Here is a 21,613-nt window from a genome sequence, read left to right as displayed (position 1 = left end):
CACTACGTCAAAATCAACAAGCGAGGATTTGCCATGTCGACCGGAACGAACCGCATTCTCGATGAATTCGCCAAGCTGATGACGGATGCCGCGGGGGCCGCCCAGGGCGTTCGGCGCGAGATGGAGACAGCCTTCCGTAGCCAGGCCGAGCGCCTGCTCAACTCGATGGACGTGGTGCAGCGCGAGGAGTTCGAGGCCGCGCGCGAGATGGCCGTCAAAGCCAGGGAAGACAACATCCAGCTTGCCTCGCGCGTCGAAGCGCTCGAGGCGAAGATCGCCGAACTGACCGGGCAGGCCGCACCGGCGGCTGCGCCGAAGCCCAGATCAAAAAAATAATCGTAAACTTTTCCACAAAGCGCGATCCGAAAAATCGCTTTGCCGTGAATCGCTTACCGGCATTGCATGAATCTTTTTGACAGCGCCTTTCCACATGCGAATGACGCAGTGCGAAAAATTGGGCTGTTCACGCGACTCCCGATCAATAGACTGAATTTGTTGCATGATTCGGAGCAGGGTCATGCGCCGGGCGGTGGGGTCCGGTTGGGTCTTTGCGTATGGAAAGTCCCGGCCGTCCGAGTTCTAGACAAGATTGTTCGTTGTGCGTGCCCTCTCTCGCGGAGCGTGTGGCGCTCTCAGAACGACAGGAAGCATTCATGGAACTCCTCGAACTCGAATTCTCCCGCGAAATCCACCCGGTGGATGTCATCGAGCAGGTGGCCCACAACAACGACTGGTCCTTCGAACGTGCCGGCGACGACGAGATTTCGATTTCGGTGACCGGAAGCTGGACCGACTATCACGTCTCGTTCTCCTGGATGGAGGATTTCGAGGCGCTGCATCTGGCCTGCGCCTTCGACATCAAGGTGCCGGAAACGCGCGCGCTGGAAGTGATGCGGCTATTGTCGCTCATCAACGAACAGATGCTGTTCGGCCATTTCGACCTGTGGGAGCAGGAGGGCGCGATCATGTTCCGGCAGTCGCTGCTGCTTGCCGGCGGGGTCGAGCCTTCGAGCCAGCAGGTCGAGGTGCTGCTGTCCTCGGCGCTCGAGGCCTGCGAATGCTATTTCCAAGCCTTCCAGTTCGTGGTCTGGTCGGGTACATCGGCCAAGGACGCGCTGTCCAGCGTGCTCTTTGAGACCCATGGAAACGCCTGAGCGAAGCCAATACCGCCGATGAGTTCCAGCAACGAGCGCAAGCCCGAGATCAGCTTTGCCGATTTCGACCGCGTCGACATCCGCGCCGGCACGATTATTGAGGCCGAGCATTTTCCGGAGGCACGCAAGCCGGCGTTCAAATTGAAGATCGATTTCGGCCCGGCCATCGGGGTGAAGAAATCATCGGCGCAGATCACCAAATACTATGCGCCGGAGACGCTGATCGGCCGGCAGGTTTTTGCAGTGGTGAACTTTCCGCCGCGCCAGATCGGTCCATTCATGTCGGAAGTGCTGACGCTGGGCTTTCCGGATGAAGAGGGCGCCGTAGTGCTCGGCGCCATCGAGCGCAAGGTGCCCGACGGCGGGCGCCTATTCTAGGATAAGCCTGGGCCGGCCTGACGTCACAACATCCTGATCGGCACGCTTGGGCGGCATTCCCAACGCTTCCTCGACCACGTCGAGGAACATTTCCGCACAGGCCTTCCAGCTGTAGCGCATGGCGCGCTGGCGCGCCTCCGCGCGGTCGATCTGAAGCGCCTTGAGCGCGGCCCCGCCCAGATCCTCCGACACGGATCCGCCGACGCCGTCACCAACGATATCGATCGGTCCGGTCACCGGATAGGCGGCTACCGGCGTGCCGCTGGCGAGAGCCTCGATAATGACGTTGCCGAAGGTGTCGGTTCGGCTTGGAAAGACGAAGACGTCGGCGGAAGCATAGATTTCCGCCAGCTCGTCGTTTGGACGATGACCGAGGAAATGCGCGTTCGGATAGCGGGCCTTGAGCTTCGCCAGCTCCGGCCCTTCGCCGACCACCACCTTGCTGCCGGGAAGATCGAGATCGAGGAAGGCGGTCAGGTTCTTTTCGATCGCGACGCGGCCGACGCAGAGGAAGATGGGGCGAGGGAAGCTCGTGTCTTTTCGCTTGTCAGGCCGGAAATGATCGGTGTCGACGCCGCGTGTCCAGGGCCTCAGCTTGTTGAAGCCGCGTGAGGCAAGGTCGTCCGCAAGCGACTGGGTGGCGACCAGCGTGCCCTGTCCGGAATTGTGGAAGTCGCGCAGCCAGTTATAGGCCCAGCCTTCCGGCACCGGCAGGCGGGCGCTGAGATATTCGGGAAAACGCGTGTGGTAGCTGGTGGTGAAGGGGCGTCCGGCCTTGCGGCAGTAGCGGCGCGCCATGATTCCGAGCGGGCCTTCGGTGACGATGTGGATATGGTCGGCCTTGTGCGCATCGATCAGGCGCGCGACATGACCGGGCGTCGTCAACGCGAGGCGGATGTCCGGATAGGTCGGCAGCGGCAAGGTGCGGAAGATGTTCGGCGTCAGGAAATCGACCTGGACATCGAAGGACTTCAGCGTTTCGGTAAGCCGCTCCAGCGTGTGGACCACGCCATTGACCTGTGGCCGCCATGCATCGGTGACCATCAGGATTCGCATGACGATCCCTTGGAAAGGTTGTTGAGCGCGCCAGCGTGATGGCGGAACGGCAACCGGGCAGCAGCGCGCGCTTCGCTCCAGCGTACCCGGCCGGGTACGGGATCGAAGCGGGGCGGCAGGGCCGAATCGATAAAGGTCGCGCGCTTCATGCGCGCTCTTGACCATGATTTCATGACGGGCCGATGAAGCCCCTCTTTGCTCCGATCTACGCCGGAACCCTGATCACGGCGCGCAAACCGCCCAGCGGACTGTCCTCAAGCGTGATGTCGCCGCCATGGCTGCGGGCGATGTCGCGGGCGATCGACAAGCCGAGGCCGGTGCCGCTGGCATCGAGGTTGCGCGCCTCGTCGAGCCTCAGGAATGGCTTGAACACCTCTTCGCGCTTGTCGGGGGCGATGCCGGGACCGTCGTCATCGATGGTGACGGTGAGCGAACCGCGGCCGTGGTTGGCATTTACCTCGACGGTCTTGGCATAGCGGAAAGCGTTGCCGATGACGTTGGACAGCAGCCTGGCAAAGGCCTTCGGCCGCACATGCACGGCCGGATCACCGGTCAAAGTCGTTGTAAGCTTGGCTTTGCGCAACCGCGCTTCTTCGTCCATCTTCTGGAAATAGGTCTTGAGATCGAAGCGGCCGGTATCTTCGGCGGCCTCGCCGCGGGCAAAGGAGAGATAGCCTTCCAGCATCGATTGCATGTCGTCGATGTCCTGGTTGAGCGCGGCCTTAGTCTCGGCCTTGCCGCCTGCCAGCGCCAGCTGCAGCTTGAAGCGGGTGAGGATGGTTCGAAGATCGTGGCTGACGCCGGTCAGCATGGCGGTGCGCTGTTCGATCTGGCGCTCGATGCGCTCGCGCATCTGAATGAAGGCGAAGCCGGCGCGGCGCACTTCCTCCGCGCCGCGCGGGCGGAAATCGCGCGGCATCGGCCGACCCTTGCCGAAGCTCTCGGCGGCTTCGGCAAGGGTAAGGATCGGCCTTATCTGGTTGCGCAGGAAGGGGATGGCGATCATCAGCAGCACCAGTGATGTGCCGACCATCCAGATCAGGAATATATGCGTGTTCGAGGCATAGGCCTGGCTGCGGCGCACGAAGACGCGCAACACCTTGCCTTCGAGCTGGACGCGGACCTCGACGATGTTGGAATTGCCGACCGTGTCGATCCAGAAGGGGCGGTTGATCTGCCTAGTGATCTCCGAGGACAGCGCCTCGTCAAGGATGGAGAAGAACGGCTTTGGCCCGGGCGGCGGCAGCGGATCGGGTGGCAGCAGATCGACCTTGAGCTGCATGCGGTCCTGGGCGATGCGGATAATGTTGGCGTAATCGGCATCGTGCGGATAGGTCTCCATCATGTCGATGATGGCGGCGATGTCGCGGACGGTCGCCTGCGACAGACGCTGGGTGACCGTCTGCCAGTGGCGCTCCATGAAGACGAAGGCGACGACCGACTGCAGCAGGATCATCGGCGCGATGACGATGATCAGGGAGCGGGCATAAAGCCGCTTCGGCATGTAGAGCGCGACCAGGCGCCAGAACCTGTTCCAGGCGCGCGGCATCGCCCTCAGCGTCCGCAGCGCTATATCGCCGGGGCCGCCTCCTTTCGGCTTTTCCAGTTGCGTGGTCGCCATTCGCCCTTCCGCTCATCGATGGCCGTAGCAAAGGGCCGTCGAGAGTAGTCTATTCGACGCTGAGCCGATACCCAATACCGCGCACCGTCTGAAGCCAGACGGGATTGGACGGATCGCGCTCGATCTTGCGGCGCAGTCGGTTGATCTGGACGTCGATGGTGCGTTCGCCGACATCCGATTCATCGCCGACGAGTTCGTGGCGGGGGATCGTCTCGCCCGCCCGCGCGGCGAAGATCGCCAGGATTTCCTGCTCACGGTCGGTCAGCTTCAGCGCTTCGCCTCCACGCTTCAATTCGCGCTTGGCGATCTGGAACGTGTAGGGGCCGAACACGAGCTGCTCGACCTTCGGCGTTGCCGCCGGGCCGCCACGGCGCAGGATGTTGTTGATGCGCAGGATCAGCTCGCGCGGGTCGAAGGGCTTCGGCAGGTAGTCGTCGGCGCCGGCCTCCAGCCCAGTGATGCGGCTGTCGGTTTCCGACAGCGCCGTCAGCATCAGGATCGGCACGTTCTTCTCGGCCCGCAGCGCCTTGGTGAGGTCGACGCCCGTTTCGCCAGGCATCATGACGTCGAGCACAAGTAGATCGAAGTCGAGCCCTGCGAGCTTGCGCCGGGCTTCGCTGGAATTGCCGGCGACGGTGACGCGAAAGCCGTTCTCGGACAGGTATTGCTTGAGCAGATTGCGGATGCGGGTGTCGTCATCGACCACCAGCAGATGCGGCGCATCATCGCCGGGCGCCGCCGGATGATCAACCTTCTCAGTGGTCTCCATTTTTCTTCCCCGATGTTTGCGCAGGCACAATGTTGATCTGCGCCCTTAGTTCCGGATTGACCATCGCCTCGAGGAATCTTTCGATCGAGGCGCGTTCGGTGGTACCAGAATCTTCCAATGCAGTACGGATGCGGCGCGACTGTGGCCGTGCCAGCGCCAGTGCCAGCGCACGGCCCTTGGCGGTTGGGTAGAGCTCGCGCTGCCGGCGGTCGCGCGGGCCTTGCACCTGGACAATATGGTCCGTGTCGATCAGCTGCTTCAATACCCGCGCCAGGCTCTGCTTGGTGATCTTCAGCACATCGAGCAGCTCGGCAACGGTCAGTCCGGGCCTGCGGTTGACGAAATGCAACACGCGGTGATGGGCGCGGCCGAAGCCGTAATCGGCAAGGATCTGGTCGGGATCGGAGGTGAAGTCGCGATAAGCGAAGAAAAACAACTCGATGATGGCAAAGTCGATGCCGTCGTCATCGGTGATCGCCGTCCTGATCGGTTTTCCGGCTGCGGGGCTTCGATCCGTCATCATTTCTCCATGCCAAGCGGGATTATGTCAGTACTGTTGACGTAATTTTCCGCCAATGATAATTTTTGACAAGCTTTTCGGCGGATTGCGAACGAAAAGGCAAGCGGAAGCCGTTTTTCCGGAACTTCCTGAGTTTGCCATGGATTGAATATCCGCCTACGTTTCCAGGCACCGGCCGGCGTCTCGAACCCAGTGGCGGGGCCGACGCGAATGGCCATATGACACAACGATTTGCGGGCGCCCGCCCGCGGGAGGTTTCCATGGCATCCGTTCCCTTCGATCAACTGGACGGCTTCATCTGGATGAACGGCGAGTTCGTCAAATGGGCCGACGCCAAGATCCATGTGCTGACCCACGGCCTGCACTATGCCAGTGCCGTCTTCGAGGGTGAGCGCGCCTATGGCGGCCAGATCTTCAAGCTGACCGAGCACAATGAGCGCCTGCATGAATCGGCGCGCTTGCTCGGCTTCAAGATTCCCTATTCGGTCGCGGAGATCGACGAGGCCTGCCGCACGCTTCTGAAGAAGCAGGGTTTCCGGGACGCTTATGTGCGCCCGATTGCCTGGCGCGGCAGCGAGCAGATGGGCGTTTCGGCGCAGAACAACCGTATCAATTGCGCCATCGCCATCTGGCAATGGCCGAGTTATTTCGACCCGGCGCAGAAGCTGAAGGGCATCCGTCTCGACATCGCCGAATGGCGCCGGCCCGACCCGCGCACCGCGCCGTCCAAATCCAAAGCCGCCGGCCTCTACATGATCTGCACGCTCTCCAAGCACGCCGCCGAGGCCAAGGGCTATGCCGACGCCATGATGCTGGACTGGCGCGGCCAGGTGGCGGAAGCCACCGGCGCCAACATCTTCTTCGTCAAGGACGGCAAGATCCATACGCCGACGCCCGATTGCTTCCTCGACGGCATCACCCGCCGCACCGTGATCGGTCTGGCCAAGGACCGCGGCCTCGAGGTGATCGAGCGCGTCATCATGCCGGAGGAACTCGAACGCTTCGAGCAGTGCTTCCTCACCGGTACGGCCGCGGAGGTCACTCCGGTTTCGGAGATCGGCCCGTATCGATTCGAGGTCGGCGAGATCGCCAAGATGTTGATGAACGACTATTCTGCTGCCGTGCAGCCAGAGCACGCCATCGCCGCAGAATAGCGATAGTCACAGCTTTTTTGTGCAATAGGGGCGGTTTTCGAGCCGCCCCTTTTATTTAAGCGCACGCGCATTTGACTTTGGAACAATTCGGCGTCTCATGATGGCGTCGGCCCGAGGAGGCTGGCGGCTATGGAGGGATTAGGTACATGGATACGAACACGCTCGTCGCTATCGTTGTACAAGTGATTGCGGGTATCATCGGTGGTCAGGCAGTCGGCGCGGCGCTGAAGCAGGCAGCAATGGGCCAACTCACCAAGATCCTTGGGGGCGCGATCGGCGGCGTCGGCGGCGCTGCCATTCTCGGCAGCCTGCTTGGCGGCGGCACGGTCGATCCGGCAGCGGCCGCGGCGGCGGCTGGCAGTGCGTTCAATCTGCCTAACCTCGCCGGTGGTGTTGGCGGCGGAGCGATCCTCACCGGCATCATCGGCGCGGTCATGAACGCAATGAAGAAATAGAGCCGATACTTTCGAGCCTGCGTCATGGGCGGCTGCGGCCGCCCATTCTTTTCATCTTTTTCGGCGGCTACGGCCGCCCATTTGTTTTCGAGGATCATTCGCTCCGGCCGACGGTGGACGCAGTCCGTCGTGTTCTCTACATCAGGGCGATACTTCGACAGGAAAGCCATGGGGAAAGGAAAGCCGTGGGTCAGCTCAACGCCGGCATCGTGCCGGTCACGCCCTTCCAGCAGAACTGCACCATCCTGTTCGACATGGACGACAGGAATGGCGTCGTCGTCGATCCAGGCGGCGACATCGACAAGATATTGGCGGTGCTCAAGGACAATGCGATCACCGCGGAGGCGATCTGGATCACCCACGGCCATATCGACCATGCCGGCGGCGCGATGGAACTGAAGGACGCGCTCGGCATCGACATCATCGGCCCGCATGAGGCCGACTGGCCGCTGCTTGCCAATCTCGAGAACCAGGCCAGGCGTTTTGGGCTCGCGGATCCCGTGCGCAACTGCACGCCGGACCGGTTTCTCATCGAGGGCGAGACGGTTTCGTTCGCCGAGCATGTATTCGAGGTGCTGCACTGCCCGGGGCATGCGCCGGGTCATGTCGTCTATTACAACCGGGCGGCCAAGTTCGCCCATGTCGGCGATGTGCTGTTTCGCGGCTCGATCGGTCGCACCGATCTGCCCGGAGGCGATCACGCCGCGCTGATCGCCTCGATAAAGGAGAAGCTCCTGCCGCTCGGCGACGATATCGGCTTCATTTGCGGCCACGGTCCGGGCGGCCGCTTCGGCGAGGAGCGCCGGACTAATCCCTTCCTAGCCTGACTTTCTCCGCAAAACAAAAGCGCCGCTGATGGGTGGCGCTTTTGTCTGGGGCAGGGAACCCTAAAGCGCGTCGCGATCTTTCAGATTCGCTCCGTGCGCTTTAGGTTTTTGATTTTACGCATGTCTTTATCCCGAAACCGGTTCCCACTTTCGGGAGACATGCTTTAAAGCGCGTCGCGCTGACGGGATTCAAGCAACGCGCTTTAAGTCTTTGTTTCGATGCATGTCGTTTTCCCAAAACCGCTGCGCACTTTTGGGCGAGATGCATTTACTTTGCTAGTTGGCGACGCAGAAGTGCTGCTCGCCGTCATTGCCGGTGAAGGTGCCGGTGCGCGAGTTGAAGGTTCGGTAGCGATCCGAGCAGTACTCGTACCAGTCACGGGTCCATGGCTCGGCATAGCGGTCGGCATAGACGACGCGCGGCTGCACGTAATACCGGCGAACGGGCCGATCGACATAGTAGCCGTCATCATAGGCTGGATCGTAATATCTCGGCCCGGGGTTGCTGAGCGCGCTACCGATCAGAGCGCCCGCCGTGAGGCCGACAACGCCGGCCGCGAGGGCGTCGCCGCCATGATGACGATGGTGCCAGCGCCAGTCGTCAGCATTGGCCGCCGAGAAGGTGGCCAAAGTGGTCGCGGCGATGCCCGCGGTCAGAATGGCGGTCTTGAGAATTCGGTTCATCTTCGGTCTCCTTCGCGCCGGTCCGCGCATTTTTCAGGGGATGCGGATCGGCTTTAGCAAAGGTTAATAGAAGACCGTGGCTGAACGGAGGCTGAACGGAATTGGGCGAACGATTTCGCGGCTCGAACACAATTGCGAGCTCTGCGGGAGCGTCCCGCCTGCTCAGTCTCCGTCGGATCCGTCTTGAGCCGGCTTAGCCGATAGACAGATTGACGGCCTTCGGACCCTTGCCGCGCTTGTCCGGCTCGGTGTCGAATGTCACTTTCTGCCCATCCTCAAGACCGGGAAGGCCCGACGCCTGCACGGCCGAAATATGGACGAAGACATCCTTCGCGCCATCGTCGGGCGTGATGAAGCCGAAGCCCTTGGCATGGTTGAAGAATTTGACGGTGCCGGTCTGCGGCATGGGAAGCTCCTTTGATCCCATCAAGTCAGTCTCGGGCCGGCAAACTGCCCGAGAGGAAATTTGTCCTTTATTTTAGCGCTATCGGCAAGAGAAAGTTTTTGCCTGCCAATCCCGCCTTTTGCCGGACAAAAAAGGGGCGCGACGGAACCGTCGCGCCCTCGAAACTCAAGCTTCTTGCGAAGCCCACTCATGATCCTGCCACGCCATTCGTCAGCTGAGAACAGGCAGCTTTGCCTGCTCAGGCCGCGCGCAGGTTGACCGCCTTCGGGCCTTTGCCCATGCGGTCCGGTTCGACGTCGAAGGTGACCTTCTGGCCGTCGACGAGCGTGCGCAGGCCCGAGGCCTCGATCGCGGAGATGTGGACGAACACGTCCTTGGCGCCGCCGTCCGGCGTAATGAAGCCGAAGCCTTTGGTAGCGTTGAAGAACTTTACGGTGCCGGTCTGGGCCATGGGGAAACTCCTTCACCCGTATCAGTCTCGTGGGCTCGCCTTTGTCTCGCGCCTTGGGCAAGTCCCGGTGGTTGCTTCGGCGTCATGCATTCGCGCATAGTTAAAACCCCCGCCGAAAAACGGGGCCGTCAGAGATTCACACTTATCGGGGAAAGGTCGTCCAAAACGTGCCGCTCTCCGGGTCGTAAATGCCCGAACACAAAATTTATTACACGGAAACGTGATGGTTGCAAGACAGCGTCGCGGGCGGCCCTCGGCGCACCCGACGCAGGGGCATCGATAGACCCGGCGCCATGACCGGTCATCGGCCAGAAAAGAGCCAGCCATGGGCCAGCGCGGGGAGCCGGTCCGCAATGGATCCTCGGCTCGGAAAATCCACAAGCCGGGGTTGCGCTCGAGCCCAAAATAGCGAGGATCGCGCGAGTTGACACTGTCGCGCCTGAGCGAGGATCGGAGAGGGACCCATGCGATTTCTTGCGGCAATCGTTTCGCGGCGGGGCTTTGTCGCACTGCTTCTGTCGGCATTGCTGGCGGCCTGCACCGTGGTGGTCGATGAAGGTCCGCGTCCACGCCCGCCGAGGCCGCATCCGCAACTCTGCACCATGCAATATGCACCGGTCTGCGCACGGCGCGGCGGCGACCGCCAGACCTTCGGCAATGCCTGCCAGGCCGAGAGGGCAGGGTATCGCATCGTGCGCGACGGTCCTTGCCGCGACGGCGGTGGCGGTGGAGGCGGCGAGCAAACCTTCTGCACCCGCGAATATGCGCCGGTTTGCGCGAGGCGCCATGGCGAGGTTCGCACCTTCCCGAATGCATGCGAGGCCCGCGCGGCGGACTACCGCATCATCGGCAACGGGCCTTGCTAGCGAGATCGGGTTCGCGTTCCGCGTTGCGGGAGTTCTGCCGGAGCGCTAGCCACACACTTGCATCTCCCGTCCGCTTGGCTTAGGTCCGGCGGGAGGATAAACACGGCAGGTTTCCCATTAACAGAGATCAGAGAAGAGCGGCGGGCGCGAGTGGCAAAGCCGGTTCGGCGAGCCCGCTCGATCCCTATGTGCAGCGCGCGCTGCAACTGCACCAGGCGGGGCGCCGCCAGGAAGCGGAGTCGCTTTATCGGCAGGTGCTGGGGCAGCAGCCGAACCATGCCGCGGCGCTGCATTTCCTCGGGCTTCTCCTGCATCAGACCGGCCGGAGCGAGGAAGGGCTCGACCTCATCGAGCAATCGGTGACGCTGCAACCCAGGAATGCCGATTTCCTCAACAATATGGGCACGGTCATGCGCGACCTCGGTCGCGTTGCCGCCGCCGTCGATTTCTTCCGCGGCGCCGTGGACATCCGCCCGGACCAATTGGCAGCGCGCGACAATCTCGGCTCGTCGCTGAAGCAGCTCGGCCAATTCGAGGGCGCCGAGGAGATCTACCGCGGCACGATCGGCCGCAACCCGTTCCATGTCCGCGCCCGCATCGGCCTTGCCGAAACACTGCAGGAAGCCGGGCGGCTGGACGAGGCGATCGCGTTCTTCCGCGAGTCGCTGTCGATCCGGCCCAAGGATGCGGAGCTGCTCTATGGGTTGGGCGTCGCCATGATGGAGAAGGGCAAGCTCACTGAGGCCGCCGATCTTGCCCGCCAGGCGGTGGCGATCGCTCCCGCCATGGCAAAAGCCTGGCTTTTGCTGACCCAGGTCAAGCGCCAGTCCGAGCGCGATACCGAGCTTGCCGGCATGGAAGCCGAGCACGCCAAGGCACCGCGGGACAGCCTTGCGCGCATGCAGCTTTCTTTCGGCCTCGGCAAGGCCAACGACGATCTGAAGGACTATGGCCGCGCCTTCGATTATTTCGCCGAGGGCAACGCCATCCGCCGCAAGGGCATCGACTATGATCCGGTGCGGACGCGCGACGAGTTCGCGGCGATGAAAGCGGTCTTCGACAGCGCCTTCTTCGAGAAACACCGGCCGAGCGACATTTCCGACGACACGCCGATCTTCGTCGTCGGCATGCCGCGTTCCGGCACGACGCTGGTCGAGCAGATCATCGCCAGCCATCCGCAAGTCTATGGCGCCGGCGAGCTCAGCATCCTGAAGACGGCGGTCGGCAAGCAGTTTCCGATGAGCATGCCGGGCGGTTTTCCCTGGGGGATCGCAGACATGCCGGGCAAGGCCTTCGCCGAGGCGGGGCAGGCCTATCTCGACATGCTGCACACCCGCTATCCGGGCTTCCGCCATGTCACCGACAAGATGCCGGGCAACTTCCTTCTGGTCGGCTTCCTGCACATGATGCTGCCGAAGGCCAAGATCGTGCATTGCGCGCGCGACGCGGCGGCCACGTGCCTGTCGATCTTCAAGGTGCATTTCCGCGGCGACAGCCACCGCTACGGCTACGATCTCGGCGAGCTCGCCGATTTTCATAACCTTTACACCGACATCATGGCGCATTGGCACAAGGTGCTGCCCGGCGTCGTGCACGATGTGCGCTACGAGGATTTCGTCGCCGACCAGGAAGGGCAGACGCGGGCGCTGATGGCGCATCTCGGCCTGCCATGGGACGACAAGGTACTGTCGTTCCACGAGACCGACCGTCCGGTGCGCACGGCCTCCGCCGCGCAGGTGCGCCAGCCGATGTATCAGGGCTCGATCGATCTTTGGAAGCGCTATGGCGACAGGCTGAAGCCGCTGCTCGATCGGCTGAACTAGCGCATCGGTCGCTGGCCGAAGCGCCAGAACGTCGTCATCCACGGGCGGAGCAGCCGCGAAGCGGGCGTCGCGGAGACCCGAGGATCCATGCCGTGACCTCGCGCTAAGGGCAGAGACGGCCCAGAACATAGGTCGTTCTGCACCGCCGTGACGCTTATAGGTAGCGGCATGGATCCTATGGTCTGCGCAGCGTCGCTTCGCTCCTTGCTCCGCCATAGGATGACGAACTCACGAGCGTTTTGGCCAATCACAAAGGATTGCGATCCGCCAATCCTGGCTTGCGCTAGCTGTTCAAAGTTCGATAAAGGGCTGGAAGCCGCCGAAGATCATGCGCTTGCCGTCGAACGGCATGGCAGACCAGTCCATCTTGAGACGTTCGTCGGCCATTACCTTGGCCATGACGGCGTCGCGGCTCTGCCTGGATTCGTAAACGATCCAGGCGAAGACGACGATCTCGTCGTCCTTCGCCTGCACGGCGCGCGGGAACGAGGTCAGCTCGCCGTAGGGCACGTCGTCGCCGATGCATTCGACATAGGAGAGCGCGCCGTGCTCCATCCATATCGGGCCTGCGAGATTGGCCAGCCTCTTGTAATCATCGAGATTTGCTTTCGGCACGGCAATCACGAAGCCATCGACATAGGACATGGTGAGCTCCTTTGCTGAAAAACGAGCGCCGGGTCGGCGGGGATACGACCCGGCGCGGGTGAGCGCGTCATCCCTGCAGGCGACGCTGCTCGTTAGGAAATTCACTTCACCGGCGCGTTCATCGCCCAGGCGACGCCGAAGGGATCCTTCACCTGACCCCAGCGGTCGCCCCAGAACATCACCTGCAGCGGCGTGACGACCTCGCAGCCTGCATTCACCGCGCGCTGCCACCACCCATCGATGTCGTCGCTGCCAAGGTGGAGCTGCAGCACGTAGCCCTGCGCCGCCTGGTGCGGATGGCCGTGCTCGGGGTAGGCGTCGCCAAGCATCAGCGTCGAGCCGTTGACGTAGAGATGGATATGCATGGTGCGGCCTTTTTCATCCGGTGGATAGGCAAAGACCTCCTCGGCCCCGAAAGCCTTCTTGTAGAACTCGGCCGCCTTGATGGCGCCATCGACCTGCAGATAGGGAGTCAGCCCGCCAAGCACTTTGGCGCGGGGTGGGGTCTGGTCGGTCATTTGCGTTTCCTCTTCGCGGGGTTGATTTGGCCTTGCGATCAAAAGACGGACGAGGCGGCCGCGATCCTACACGGGTCGCAGAATTTTTTGAGGCGGACCCGGACAGGTCGGGTAACCGGCGAAGCCGGGTGACGACCTCGCTGGTTGATGGGTCCCTTTCAGATGACCTTGGTCGAGAAGGTGGCGGTGTAGCGGCTGTTGCGCGTGTCGAGAATTTCTGGAAAGCCGATGTCCTTGCGCAATTCGTCCGGCAGCGAAAGCAGGATGCGTTCGCTGCGGTAGCGGGCGCGCGCCGTCGCATACCGATTGGCGATGCGGCCGATGGATGACAGTATCGACATGATGAACTCTCCCTAGTTGATCCCGACATCGTGTCGGCATTCCTAGGACGAGCGGCGCCGCGGCGATCCGACAGACCGCCTGAATTTTTTCGTGCGCGTTTCCTGCGGCTAGAAGGCCGGCCCGTAACGAGCAGTTCAGCGTGTCACGGAAACGCTGAACTGCTCTAACACGGTCTCAGCCGGGCTCGGCCACCGAGCCGAAGAACGCCTCCGGGCTGTCGACTTCGACCAGCCGCCGCTTCTCGATCAACCAGAACCGGTTGCCGATCGCGCGGATGAAGGAGCGGTCGTGCGAGGCGAGCAGGCAGCTCGCCTGATGCCTCAGCAGTTCCTCCTCCAGCGCCTCCTGGCCGTCGATGTCGAGGTGGTTGGTCGGCTCGTCGAGCAGATAGAAATTGGGGTTGATCAGCCGCAGCACCAGCATCATCAGCCTCGACCGCTGCCCGCCCGACAAGGCGCCGATCTTTCTCTCCTGCATCTCGATGGCGACACCGGCGCCGGAGAGCAGCGAACGCGCCCGCTGCTCGCCGACCTCGAAGCGACGCGAGACCACCGCCAGTGGCGTGTCGTCGCCGCTTATGCCCGACAGCGCCTGGTCGCTGTAGCCGAGAACGGTCGAGGGCGTCACCTTGACGTTCCGGGCCGTTCCGGGGTCGGCGATGGCGTTGCGGACCATATCGATGAAGCGCGACTTGCCGACACCATTGCGACCAAGCAGCACGATGCGGTCGCCCTGGCAGATATGGCGCTTGCCGGTCGTGGAGAGCAGCGTGCCGTCGGGCGTTTCGACCGCCGCGTCGTCAAGTGTGATCAGCACCCTGGCGTGGGTGCCGCGGTTCGCCAATCGGATCGCGCCGGCCGAGCGCTCGCGATGCGCCTGGACCGCAGCATCTTCCAATCGCTCGGCCCGTTCCTTGAGCTGCTTGGTTTTCACCGTCAGCAGGTCGCTGCCGGAATTGATGCCGATGTTGTTGAGCTTGGCGGCCTGCCGGCGCAGCTGCTGAGCCACCTTCATGTCGCGCTCGAACTTGCGCGCCGTCGAGGCATCGACCTCGTCGAGCGCCTGCCTGGCGCGCGAATAGGGCAACGAAAACACCGGCGATTCTTCCGGGCGCAGGAACAGCGTGCGGTTGGTGGTGGCGTCAAGGAAAGCGCGGCCATGGCTGGCGATAATCACCGGCACTTCACGCGGCAGCGCGTTGAGCCAGGTTTCCAACTGGCCGATCTTGGCGAGGTCGAGATGGTTGGTCGGCTCGTCAAGCAGAAGCACGTCCGGGTCGGCGACCCAGACGCGGGCGATCAGCGCCAGCCGCTGCCAGCCGCCGCTCAAGGCCTGCATCGGCCTGTCGCGCATATCCTTGGGCACGTCGAGCGAATCCAGCACCACGTCGACGCGCCAGAGCTCGCTGTCGGCCTGCTCGGGCGGCAAGGCGTCGGCAACCAGCTGATGGAAGCTGCGGTCGAGCAGCGCGTCGGGGACGGATTGCTCGACATGGCCGACGCGCAGCCCGCGCGACCGGGTTATGTCTCCGGTGGTGGGTTCGAGCTCACCGGCCAGGCATCTGAGCAAAGTGGATTTGCCACGACCGTTGACCGCGACGATGCCCACACGGTCGCCGGCACCGATGGTGAGGTCGAGGTTGGAGAAGAGCGGCGCACTCATGGTAACGCCGAGGGATTTGAGGCTGATCAGGGCCATGTCGATTTTTCTGGTCTTGCCGGAGTCCGGCTCAATGCACTTTGACGATGCGCCGGCAGGCCATCAGGCCAAGCTCAGCGGCACCACGAAGGGCAGACCAAAAAATCGAGCGGGGAAATTCCCGGACCGTCCTGGTCAGCCCTGCAAGTAAGCTCGCAGGGCACAGACAGGGCCGCGCTGACGGTGGCGATCGATAGACACGCAGCCCTCCTTTCCAGACGTTCGAGTTGGGGAATGGCTACAACAGGGGAGGGGCCGGTGGCAAGGGGCGGTGGAGGACTTCCCCTTGTGGGAGAAGGTGTCGCCGAAGGCGACGGATAAGGGGTATTGGACGGAATGAGGCGGCGGAGATTGGGCGGATAGGCCTTGATGACGAAAGTCGTCGTCAAGCTGGAACACCCCTCATCCGTCTCGGCGCTGCGCGCCGATCCACCTTCTCCCACAAGGGGAGAAGGGAAAGTTCCTACTGCCCCGGCCGCCCTGTCTTGCTCGGTCGGCGCTTCTGGCGGCGCTCGTCGGCCGGGTCTTCGTAGGAGCCGATTCCGGCGCGTTGACGAACAATTGGCTTGTCATCCCTCGCGCCCCGTTCGGTCTCGCCAGTTCCCGAGATTGGCTGCGGCTTGGCTGGCTTCTTGCCTTCGACCGGCTTTTCGGTGCGGCGCACCGTCATCTCGTCGAGCGAGTTCTTTCGGAACAGAGGCCTGGTGCGGTCACCGGGAATGCCGAAATCCGAGCCGTGCGCTTCCTGCGCCGACTGCTTCTTGAACAGCGAGCGCGAAACGGCGCCGGCCGGCGTCGGCATGTCGGTGCCGGGTCCCATGTCGTCGATCGACGGCTTGGCGAACAGCGGCTTCTTCACCGGCACGGCGCCATCGGCGCCCATCTCGTCGAGATGCGGCTTGCGGAACATGTTGGGCCGGGCAGCCCTGGCCGCCTCTTCGGCGGCGCGTGCTTCGTCGAGCCTGCGGAAACGTTCCTGTTCCTCGGCTGTACGATGTCTGGCTACGCCCTTGTTGTGCTTGCCTTTCTCACGACCCGAGGCGGGGCTTTGGCTTTCCACCTCGCGCGCCAGCGGGTCGTCGGAGATGGCAAGCTCCATCTCCCTCAGCCGCTTGATTTCGTCGCGGATGCGGGCGGCCTTCTCGAAGTCGAGATTGGCGGCGGCATCGCGCATCTGCTTGTCGAGCGCGTCGAGATGGGTTTTCAAATTGTTGCCGATCATGGCGCCGGCATCGTCGGTGAACTGCGAGATGTCGGCGCGCACGTGGTCCTTCTCGTAGACCGAGTCGAGGATGTCGGCGATGCGCGACTTGACCGATTCCGGCGTGATGCCGTTGGCGGCGTTCCATTCCATCTGCTTCTCACGGCGGCGGTTGGTCTCGGCCATCGCCCGTTCCATCGAGCCGGTGATCTGGTCGGCATAGAGGATGACCTTGCCGTCGACATTGCGGGCGGCGCGGCCGATAGTCTGGATCAGCGAGGTTTCCGAGCGCAGAAAACCTTCCTTGTCGGCGTCTAGGATGGCGACGAAGCCGCATTCGGGAATGTCGAGGCCCTCGCGCAAAAGGTTGATGCCGACCAGCACGTCGAAGGCGCCGAGGCGCAGGTCGCGCAGGATCTCGATGCGCTCCAGCGTGTCGATGTCGGAGTGCATGTAGCGCACGCGGATGCCGTTCTCGTGCAGATATTCGGTGAGGTCCTCGGCCATGCGCTTGGTCAGTACCGTGACCAAAGTGCGATAGCCCAGCCTGGTGGTCTCGCGGATCTCGCCAACGACATCGTCGACCTGGCTCTTGGCCGGGCGCACCTCGACCGGCGGGTCGATCAGTCCGGTCGGGCGGATGACCTGCTCGGCGAAGACACCGCCGGACTGGTCGAGCTCCCAGCCGCCCGGCGTCGCCGAAACGGCGATCGACAGCGGGCGCATGGCGTCCCACTCCTCGAAGCGCAGCGGCCGGTTGTCCATGCAGGAGGGCAGGCGGAAACCATATTCGGCCAGCGTCGCCTTGCGGCGGAAGTCGCCGCGATACATGCCGCCGATCTGCGGCACGGTGACGTGGCTCTCGTCGATGAAGATCAGCGCGTTGTCCGGCACATATTCGAACAAGGTGGGCGGCGGCTCGCCCGGCTGACGTCCGGTGAGATAGCGCGAATAGTTCTCGATGCCGGCGCAGGAGCCCGTCGCTTCCAACATCTCCAGATCGAAGCGGGTGCGCTGCTCGAGCCGCTGTGCTTCCAGCAAACGGCCAGCCTTTTCAAGCTCTTGCAGGCGGTATTGCAGCTCTTCCTTGATCGACTTGATGGCCTGATTCAACGTCGGGCGCGGCGTCACATAGTGCGAATTGGCATAGATCTTGACGCTCTTCAGCTCGCCGGTCTTCTGGCCGGTCAGCGGATCGAACTCGGTGATCGCCTCGATCTCGTCGCCGAACATCGAGATGCGCCAGGCGCGATCCTCCAAGTGGGCGGGGAAGATCTCGATCGTGTCGCCGCGCACGCGGAACGAGCCGCGCACGAAGTTGACGTCCTGGCGCTTGTACTGCTGGGCGACGAGGTCGGCGAGCAGGGCGCGCTGGTCGAGCCTGTCGCCGACCTGCATCTGGAAGGTCATCGCCGTATAGGTCTCGACCGAGCCGATACCGTAGATACACGAGACCGAAGCGACGATGATGACGTCGTCGCGCTCCAGCAGCGAGCGCGTCGCCGAGTGGCGCATGCGGTCGATTTGCTCGTTGATCGAGGATTCCTTCTCGATATAGGTGTCGGTGCGCGGGACGTAGGCTTCGGGCTGGTAGTAGTCGTAGTAGGAGACGAAATACTCGACCGCGTTCTCCGGGAAGAATTTCTTGAACTCGGCATAGAGCTGCGCGGCCAGCGTCTTGTTGGGCGCCAGGATCAGGGCAGGGCGCTGCGTCTCCTCGATAACCTTGGCCATGGTGAAGGTCTTGCCGGAGCCGGTGACGCCGAGCAGCACCTGGGTACGGTCGTTCTGGTCGATGCCCTCGACGAGATCCTTGATCGCGGTCGGCTGGTCGCCGGCCGGCTCGAAATCCGAAACCATCTTGATGGCGATACCGCCTTCGGACTTCTCCGGTCGCGCAGGGCGGTGAGGTGTCCAGAGCTGTCCGTCCTTGTGCAGCGGATTGCCGGATTCGATCAGCTTCGACAGTGCCGCGACCGTAGCGGTCACGCCGCTCGAGGAAACCGTCTCGGCGTCCTCCAGGCTGATGTCGAGGCCGGCGACCGGGTTGAGGCCGGCGGCCGCGCGCTCCTTCGCCGAGGCCGCGCCGCCCATCGAGGTGCCGCGCGCCGTGCGCCCGGGCGCAGACGAACGCTCGGGGATCTTCTTCGGCGCTTTTGCCTTCGGCTGCTTTTCCGCCTCGCGCTCGATTTGCCCGGCCCAATCGGAGATCGAGCCGGTCAGCGGCGCGCCGGAGAACTCGCTCTGCGGCGCTTCGGAAAAGCCGCCGGGTTTCAACGGCTCGGCAGCGTCGAGGAATTCGGTCAGCGGGCTGCGCCGTTTCGGCGCGCCATCTGGCGCCGGCGAGGGCGTATTCTTGTCAGAACGTTTGGCCATGGGCCGAATATGGGAGGACTCGGCCGAAATGGAAAGAGCCGAGTGAACCTGCGCGCGCGCCCTGCCGCGGCTGCTGACAGAAGGCTGTCAGGAGGCATGTCGCACGCGCCGTTCCGCCTCAGTTGAACCACAGCGCGAAAGTCAGGAAGCCGGCGCCGCCGAACTCGCGCTGGATCTGGTCGAAATCGTCGCTGGTGAGGATCTTTCCGCTTTCGAGATAAGGTGCGATCGCCGGACCGGTGATCGACAGCACGAGGTCGAAAGGTTTTGGCTCGTCGAAGAAGCGCTTCATGTTGATGCCCTTGCCGGTGATGCGGAAATGCGGCAGTAGCACGCGGCCTTCGAGAAGGTCCTCGGCCATGGTCAGAGTGGCGAGCCAGGCCGCTACCTGCTGCTCGCCAACCTCGAGACCAGTGAGCGGATTGACACCCTTCTGCTGCGGCCCTGGCAGCCATTCGCGGTCGTTGTCGGTTTCGGCGAGGATCGCTTTCCAATCTTCGCGCGACAGCCGGATCATCTCCATGAGGTGTCGGCGCGCCGCTTGCCGACGCTCCGGCTCGATCACCGGCCAGTTGACGAGATGCACCAGCGAGATAAAGTCGGCGAAGCGCCATTCCGAGGCGAAGATGTTGCCGCTCATGCCGCCGTCCGGCGGCACCAGCGCATCCTGCAACGGCAGTTTTGCGCGCGGGAACAGCATGTGGAAGGAACCGTCGAACATGGTCCTGAAATCATGCGCCAGCCAGAAATCGGCCTGGGCCATCAGGAACTCGGCGTAGCCCTGCAGCCAATAGCCGTCGGCGCGGTCGAAACGAAAGGCGAGCGAAGGAGCGGTATCGTTCGGGTCTACACTGCCGCGTGAGAGCGAGGCCATGATCGCGGCGATGCTTTCGTCGGGCGCTATGTTGCCGTCTTCGTTAAGGTCGATGCCGGCATGGGTGAGGTCGACCACCATGCCGATGTCGGCGCTGGCCGGCACGGAGCCGAGCGTGGCGGCGGACTTTTCCAGCTGGTCGCGAAAGGCGACCAGAATGGCGCGGAATTCTTCGTAGGTCAGCGGCTCGGGATTGGGATTGTCCGGCACGGGCAGCCGCATCAGCGGCAGCATGAAGGATTGCGGGCTTTCGAAGCCGTGGCGATGCAGGCCCGAGGCCAGGATCTCCAGGGCGGTGAAGAATTCGCCGGCGCCTGCGGCATAGGCCGATGCCGGATCCTTGGCCGCTGCTCCTTCCAAGGTCGACAGCGCCGTGTTCCGGTCAGCCACGCTCTTCGCCTCGAACATGGCCTTTGCCGCCTCGGGCATCTCCGCCCAGGCGGACGGCATCGGCAGGCATGCGAAAAAAGCGGCTGCAAAGATTGCTGAACGCATCATCATCGCCCTCCACTGCGTCATGTCACGAGCATACACGTATTTTGGCCCAACGCGTCCTCCAGCCCGCGCCGATCAGCATGCTGCTTCGGCTTCGTCTACGGCTTCAACCGGCCCGCGCGACGGTCTACACAGAGCTGACAAAGGGGCATCGCGTGTCGAACTATCCGCTCTCCTACAAACTCTCTTGGCTGCCGCGTTTCCTGAAACCGTTGCTGGACGGCGACAGGAACGGTTTCGCGGCGTCGGCGGCGACGCTGATCGATCCGCCCCCGGCGCAGACGGTGCGGCTTGCCTTCATCGGCGATGTTTCGGCCGTCGCCAATCGCACGGCTCCGGAATGCGATCCCGCGATCGCGGCGCTACTCGGTTCCGCCGATCTCGTGGTCGGCAATTGCGAAAGCCCGATCGTCGAGCGGCCGACCGCCGTTGTGGGCACGCGGCTCGGCACGCACCACGTAATGACCGAGCGTTTCCTGGCGGAAGCGCTGGCGGCAACCGGGATTGCCCACGAAAAGCTGGTGCTGTCGCTCGCCAACAATCATGTGCTCGACCAGGGTGTTTCCGGCTTCGAGGCGACGGTCGCGGTGCTTGCGCGGCTCGGCATTCGCACCATCGGCACCGCCGCTGGTGGGCCGGTCCAGCGCCATGCCGCCGGGCCGCTGACGGTCGGCTTCGCCGCTTTCACGCTTTGGCGCAATGCCGACGAGGCCGAATTTCGGGCGCGGGTTTCGATGGCGAGCGATCCGGCAGAATGGCCGCGCGAGACGGGCGCAGGCATCGATCTGTTATGCGCCGTGCCGCATTGGGATTGGGAATTCCGGCACTTTCCGAGACCGGCGACGCGGGCGCTGGCGCGGCGGCTGGCAAGCGATGGCGTGCGGTTGATCGCCGGCCACCACGCCCATGTCGTGCAGCCGGTCGAGCATATCGGCGACAGTGTCGTTGCCTACGGCCTCGGCGATTTCCTCGGCACGGCCTTTGTCAGGCAGCCATGGCCCGGGCGCATCGGCTCGATCCTCGTCGTCGATGTAAGCGCCGATGCCACCACGCGCGGCATGATTGCCGCCTATGAACTGCACCCCTTCATGCGGCTGCGCAGGGGGTGCCATGAGCGGCTGATGTCCGTGGAGGCGCTGGAGGGGTCATTGAAGCGGAGGGTTGCGGAACGCCTGAGCGCGATCTTTTCCGGCTGACCAACCGACTGTTGACCGATCCGCTTGCGGGGACCCGCCGCAAAGGCGACCGTCGTGCGATACATGCTGCTCAACAATCGAAGCCGTATTGGGTGCGCATGTAG

General features: G+C 63.2%; 23 protein-coding genes. 9 read left to right on the top strand and 14 right to left on the bottom strand.

The window, feature by feature from the left end; translation table 11 throughout:
• Positions 1-33 precede the first annotated feature (33 nt).
• The 3 genes from P9236_RS12635 to P9236_RS12625 all read left to right on the top strand — a co-directional run bounded on the left by P9236_RS12635 (position 34) and on the right by P9236_RS12625 (position 1,532).
• On the top strand, positions 34-336 hold the full coding sequence (locus P9236_RS12635) for an accessory factor UbiK family protein (protein ID WP_278074946.1): 303 nt from the start codon (positions 34-36) through the stop codon (positions 334-336).
• A gap of 317 nt (positions 337-653) precedes the next feature.
• Positions 654-1,154, top strand: coding sequence for a YbjN domain-containing protein (locus tag P9236_RS12630; protein ID WP_040970944.1), 501 nt, complete (start codon positions 654-656; stop codon positions 1,152-1,154).
• A gap of 18 nt (positions 1,155-1,172) precedes the next feature.
• Positions 1,173-1,532: a tRNA-binding protein gene (locus P9236_RS12625; RefSeq protein WP_278074945.1), complete on the top strand. Its 360-nt coding sequence runs from the start codon at positions 1,173-1,175 to the stop codon at positions 1,530-1,532.
• Here P9236_RS12625 and P9236_RS12620 read toward each other — a convergent pair.
• From P9236_RS12620 to P9236_RS12600, 5 genes are read right to left on the bottom strand one after another with little or no spacing between them, the layout of a single operon-like run.
• The gene (locus P9236_RS12620; protein ID WP_278074944.1) at positions 1,524-2,588 is read right to left on the bottom strand and encodes a glycosyltransferase family 1 protein; all 1,065 of its coding nucleotides are present in this window, start codon (positions 2,586-2,588) and stop codon (positions 1,524-1,526) included. The two genes, P9236_RS12625 and P9236_RS12620, sit on opposite strands and share 9 nt — an antisense overlap.
• Complete coding sequence (locus P9236_RS12615; protein ID WP_278074943.1) at positions 2,576-2,737, bottom strand: hypothetical protein; 162 nt, start codon at positions 2,735-2,737, stop codon at positions 2,576-2,578. The genes P9236_RS12620 and P9236_RS12615 overlap by 13 nt, the downstream gene beginning before the upstream one ends.
• A 56-nt stretch (positions 2,738-2,793) precedes the next feature.
• The gene (locus P9236_RS12610) at positions 2,794-4,209 is read right to left on the bottom strand and encodes an ATP-binding protein (RefSeq protein WP_278074942.1); all 1,416 of its coding nucleotides are present in this window, start codon (positions 4,207-4,209) and stop codon (positions 2,794-2,796) included.
• Positions 4,210-4,258: 49 nt separating this feature from the next.
• Positions 4,259-4,978, bottom strand: a complete 720-nt coding sequence (locus tag P9236_RS12605; protein ID WP_278074941.1) for a response regulator transcription factor — start codon at positions 4,976-4,978, stop codon at positions 4,259-4,261.
• A complete protein-coding gene (locus tag P9236_RS12600) occupies positions 4,965-5,498 on the bottom strand; it encodes a MarR family transcriptional regulator (RefSeq protein WP_278074940.1) in 534 nt (177 codons plus the stop codon). The genes P9236_RS12605 and P9236_RS12600 overlap by 14 nt, the downstream gene beginning before the upstream one ends.
• A gap of 260 nt (positions 5,499-5,758) precedes the next feature.
• On the opposite strand from P9236_RS12600, the gene P9236_RS12595 reads away from it, so the two are divergent.
• The 3 genes from P9236_RS12595 to P9236_RS12585 all read left to right on the top strand — a co-directional run bounded on the left by P9236_RS12595 (position 5,759) and on the right by P9236_RS12585 (position 7,934).
• On the top strand, positions 5,759-6,652 hold the full coding sequence (locus P9236_RS12595) for a branched-chain amino acid aminotransferase (RefSeq protein WP_278074939.1): 894 nt from the start codon (positions 5,759-5,761) through the stop codon (positions 6,650-6,652).
• 146 nt (positions 6,653-6,798) lie between these two features.
• On the top strand, positions 6,799-7,107 hold the full coding sequence (locus P9236_RS12590) for a hypothetical protein (RefSeq protein WP_278074938.1): 309 nt from the start codon (positions 6,799-6,801) through the stop codon (positions 7,105-7,107).
• A gap of 185 nt (positions 7,108-7,292) precedes the next feature.
• Entirely contained in the window at positions 7,293-7,934 is a 642-nt protein-coding gene (locus P9236_RS12585; RefSeq protein WP_278074937.1) for an MBL fold metallo-hydrolase, read from the top strand.
• Positions 7,935-8,210: 276 nt separating this feature from the next.
• On the opposite strand, the gene P9236_RS12580 is transcribed toward P9236_RS12585, so the two are convergent.
• The 3 genes from P9236_RS12580 to P9236_RS12570 all read right to left on the bottom strand — a co-directional run bounded on the left by P9236_RS12580 (position 8,211) and on the right by P9236_RS12570 (position 9,475).
• Positions 8,211-8,618, bottom strand: a complete 408-nt coding sequence (locus tag P9236_RS12580) for a BA14K family protein (protein WP_278074936.1) — start codon at positions 8,616-8,618, stop codon at positions 8,211-8,213.
• 193 nt (positions 8,619-8,811) lie between these two features.
• Entirely contained in the window at positions 8,812-9,024 is a 213-nt protein-coding gene (locus P9236_RS12575; RefSeq protein ID WP_006202521.1) for a cold-shock protein, read from the bottom strand.
• 238 nt (positions 9,025-9,262) lie between these two features.
• Positions 9,263-9,475: a cold-shock protein gene (locus P9236_RS12570; RefSeq protein ID WP_006202520.1), complete on the bottom strand. Its 213-nt coding sequence runs from the start codon at positions 9,473-9,475 to the stop codon at positions 9,263-9,265.
• A gap of 464 nt (positions 9,476-9,939) precedes the next feature.
• Between P9236_RS12570 and P9236_RS12565 the strand changes: the two genes are divergently transcribed.
• The gene (locus P9236_RS12565; RefSeq protein ID WP_278074935.1) at positions 9,940-10,341 is read left to right on the top strand and encodes a Kazal-type serine protease inhibitor domain-containing protein; all 402 of its coding nucleotides are present in this window, start codon (positions 9,940-9,942) and stop codon (positions 10,339-10,341) included.
• Between the two features lie 188 nt (positions 10,342-10,529).
• Positions 10,530-12,164 carry a tetratricopeptide repeat-containing sulfotransferase family protein gene (locus P9236_RS12560; protein ID WP_278074934.1) on the top strand — a complete coding sequence of 545 codons (1,635 nt, stop codon included), beginning with the start codon at positions 10,530-10,532 and terminating at the stop codon, positions 12,162-12,164.
• Positions 12,165-12,455: 291 nt separating this feature from the next.
• Here P9236_RS12560 and P9236_RS12555 read toward each other — a convergent pair whose 3' ends face one another.
• From P9236_RS12555 to P9236_RS12530, 6 genes are all read right to left on the bottom strand, one after another.
• Positions 12,456-12,809: a DUF1428 domain-containing protein gene (locus tag P9236_RS12555; protein ID WP_278074933.1), complete on the bottom strand. Its 354-nt coding sequence runs from the start codon at positions 12,807-12,809 to the stop codon at positions 12,456-12,458.
• A 101-nt stretch (positions 12,810-12,910) separates the two neighbouring features.
• Entirely contained in the window at positions 12,911-13,327 is a 417-nt protein-coding gene (locus P9236_RS12550) for a glyoxalase/bleomycin resistance/extradiol dioxygenase family protein (RefSeq protein ID WP_278074932.1), read from the bottom strand.
• A 158-nt stretch (positions 13,328-13,485) separates the two neighbouring features.
• Positions 13,486-13,668 carry a hypothetical protein gene (locus P9236_RS12545; protein ID WP_278074931.1) on the bottom strand — a complete coding sequence of 61 codons (183 nt, stop codon included), beginning with the start codon at positions 13,666-13,668 and terminating at the stop codon, positions 13,486-13,488.
• A 175-nt stretch (positions 13,669-13,843) separates the two neighbouring features.
• A complete protein-coding gene (locus P9236_RS12540) occupies positions 13,844-15,367 on the bottom strand; it encodes an ABC-F family ATP-binding cassette domain-containing protein (protein ID WP_278074930.1) in 1,524 nt (507 codons plus the stop codon).
• 463 nt (positions 15,368-15,830) lie between these two features.
• Complete coding sequence (uvrB, locus tag P9236_RS12535; protein ID WP_278074929.1) at positions 15,831-18,944, bottom strand: excinuclease ABC subunit UvrB; 3,114 nt, start codon at positions 18,942-18,944, stop codon at positions 15,831-15,833.
• A 118-nt stretch (positions 18,945-19,062) separates the two neighbouring features.
• Positions 19,063-20,319: a hypothetical protein gene (locus P9236_RS12530; RefSeq protein WP_278074928.1), complete on the bottom strand. Its 1,257-nt coding sequence runs from the start codon at positions 20,317-20,319 to the stop codon at positions 19,063-19,065.
• A 149-nt stretch (positions 20,320-20,468) separates the two neighbouring features.
• Between P9236_RS12530 and P9236_RS12525 the strand changes: the two genes are divergently transcribed.
• Entirely contained in the window at positions 20,469-21,509 is a 1,041-nt protein-coding gene (locus P9236_RS12525) for a CapA family protein (protein ID WP_278074927.1), read from the top strand.
• The last annotated feature ends 104 nt before the right edge of the window (positions 21,510-21,613 follow it).

This window comes from Mesorhizobium sp. WSM4884, assembly GCF_029625675.1.
Classification (GTDB): Bacteria; Pseudomonadota; Alphaproteobacteria; order Rhizobiales; family Rhizobiaceae; genus Mesorhizobium.
Note: the sequence above shows the minus strand (reverse complement) of the source record. Positions and strands in the feature narration are given on the sequence as shown.